The 2,673-nt window shown below is 28.7% G+C and carries 3 protein-coding genes; all 3 read left to right on the top strand.

What is annotated here, in order from left to right; translation table 11 throughout:
• Positions 1-128: 128 nt before the first annotated feature.
• Positions 129-734 (top strand): hypothetical protein, encoded by a 606-nt coding sequence (locus BSU00_RS12690; RefSeq protein WP_105004704.1) that lies wholly within the window; start codon positions 129-131, stop codon positions 732-734.
• A 193-nt stretch (positions 735-927) separates the two neighbouring features.
• On the top strand, positions 928-1,458 hold the full coding sequence (locus tag BSU00_RS12685; protein ID WP_105004703.1) for a hypothetical protein: 531 nt from the start codon (positions 928-930) through the stop codon (positions 1,456-1,458).
• 233 nt (positions 1,459-1,691) lie between these two features.
• Complete coding sequence (locus BSU00_RS12680; RefSeq protein WP_105004702.1) at positions 1,692-2,264, top strand: GrpB family protein; 573 nt, start codon at positions 1,692-1,694, stop codon at positions 2,262-2,264.
• Positions 2,265-2,673: the final 409 nt, after the last annotated feature.

The following is a 2,673-nucleotide window of genomic DNA, read 5'->3' as shown; positions in this document are numbered from 1 at the left end:
CATTAAAACGCAGCTTAGCCAAAACGTTAGTAGCAATGACTCCATAGAGACCAAAAAATTCCTCAGATCGAAGATTAACGTTAAATTGAGTTTTAAAATTTAAGAAAGTATCAGAAAACAAAAATCTCATGTCAAAAAAAATTACACCTATTTTAATACTACTCTTTTTAATATTTTCTTGTAGTACATCTAAAAGAAGCGTTACTAAAATAAACCCTGAACAGCGATTAAAAGATAGTTTAGCTTTCGAATTATGTCAAATTTATGGAAGTGACCAAGGTGTTAGGAATATGAAATTATTAAAAACTACAAGAATTATGAAATTATTACCTAATATAGACACAATTAGTTTTAATAAAATTGTAGATTTTATTAAAAAAAACGGATACCCAACTGAAAAATTATTGGGAAAAGATAATTTTTCATTTGAATGCGTTGCAGGAGCAGCAACAGCGGTATTACTGCACAACCCTCATCGATTAATTAATGAAAAAGAATATTTGGATTTATTATTAAGTGAAGTTGAAAAAGGAAAACTAAGCAGAAAAAAATTAGCATTGATTTTAGATAAATACTATTGGGTTAGAAGAGATAAATCTGGACATAGAAGACTTTTATATGGTACACAATTTGGAAAACCATGCTTTAAATATAGAACTGAGTCAGACTCAGTAAGAGCAGTGATAGGTTTAAAACCTCTATCGGATTTAGAGTTTAGGAAATGTGAAAACTAGGGAAAATTTGTGATTAAAATTAAAAACTGCTACTAACACTGTGTAAAATTAATTGCTAGCATAAAGTTTATTTACTAAAATCTTGCAGTATTTTCTATTTGGTTTGTATTTATTAAATTCGATTCTTAAATCAAGCAACTAACATTACACTAACCGTTAGCTACAATCTTAGAGCTGAAATTGAAATAAAATAATGGAATGTAAAAACTGTAAAACTCAAAGAGCCGAATCCGAAGAAATATGTGATTTGTGTAACTATCCAATAAAAGGAACCGAAAAAGAACAAGCTTCATTTATTGCTAAACAAGTAATACAAAAAAGTGATGTCTTGGAATCAATTGAACGTCTTAAGAAATCAAGAATAATACTTTTTTTATTAGGTGGATTTAATATTATTGTTCCATTTACACCCTTTTTAAAGAATCTGACAAATTTTGAATATATATTTAGCATATCACTTGGTTTAATATTAATCGGATTTGGTTTTCTAACATTTAAGAAACCCAAAATTGCACTTATCATTCCTCTTAGTTTATTTATTCTCTATTACGTTTTACTTTTATTAATAAACCCAATTTATCTGTTCTCAGGAATATTATGGAAAATACTAATTATTTTGGGATTAGGATATGGATATTTTAGTGTTAGAAAATCTGATAAAATATTAAGCGAAAATAAATATTTAGCTTCTGTCTTAGGATTTGGAAAAATAGAAAACAAATAAAAATGCGCAGTAGCTAACACGGTTTATAAAACATAGCTAATAATTGCTTAATCGAAAGTTTTGTGCATATTTAGAACATTCGCCTAATTTTTAATTTGGCTTTTAAAAAGAGAAAAATTAAATACAAAATATAAAAAATCGGCTCTGTGTTAATCCGAAAAGTTAATGTCTTTTTGCACGCTACGTTTCATACACAAACCGTTGTATGCAAGCGTAACAAAAAAAGCTAAAGAATGAAAAAAACATTAAGTGATTTGACAAAAGATGATTGGAATACTCTGTTTCCAATTCAATTAGTAGATCATAATCCAGAATGGATTACTTTTTACCAACATGAAAAAAGAAGAATTTTGACTAAAGTTGGAGGAGAAAAAATATTGAGAATTGAGCATTTTGGAAGTTCATCAATACCAAAAATTAAATCAAAACCTTATATAGATTTAATGATTGAAATTTCAAAAGAAAAACTATTCGATGAGCAAATCATTAATGAATTTAACGAATTAGGATACTCACATTTTATAGTACCAAAAAGAGAAAATATTGAAGCTTATTCTTCTTTTGCTAAAGGATATAATCTGAAAGGAGTAAAAGAGCAGATTTTTCATATTCATATGTGTCCAAAAGACAATGTGATGTGGAGACAAATTGATTTTAGAGACTTCTTAAATTCTAATGAAATAAGAGCGAAGGAATATGAAAGTTTGAAATTAAAATTAGCCTCAAAATTTAAAAATGACCGTGGAGCTTATGTTTTAGGGAAAACTGATTTTATAAAAGAGACTTTAAATTTAATACCGAAATAGCCAGCATACAACACCACCTAAACTGCATTAAAACGCAGCTTAGCCGAAACGTTATATTGAACCGCTCCGAGTGGTCTTGCGTGTAAATTGCTCCAAGTATTGCAGAGTTGGAAGGAAAAGAAGAAAGAAAATTGCTTACTACGAATATGAAAAGGAATATGATTTCGTAAGCGTTTAAGAATATAAAAACGAATGACTGTAGTCTAAAATCAGGGTTGTGTAAAAACACTAATTTTCTATCTTTGGTCAGAGTAGTTTTGCATTTACCAAGTTTCGGCTTTGGTATTTATGTAAGGCTCAATTATAAAAATTAACAGAAGTTATGTTTGTATTTGCCGCTCAGCATTGCGTGTCGCTTCTCAAATATAACAATAGCTAAACTGCATTATAACGCAGCTTAGCCTAACCG

The sequence above is a fragment of the Tenacibaculum sp. SG-28 genome (assembly GCF_002954385.1).
In the GTDB taxonomy this organism is placed as follows: Bacteria; Bacteroidota; Bacteroidia; order Flavobacteriales; family Flavobacteriaceae; genus Polaribacter.
This window is presented reverse-complemented; position numbering and strand designations above follow the sequence as displayed.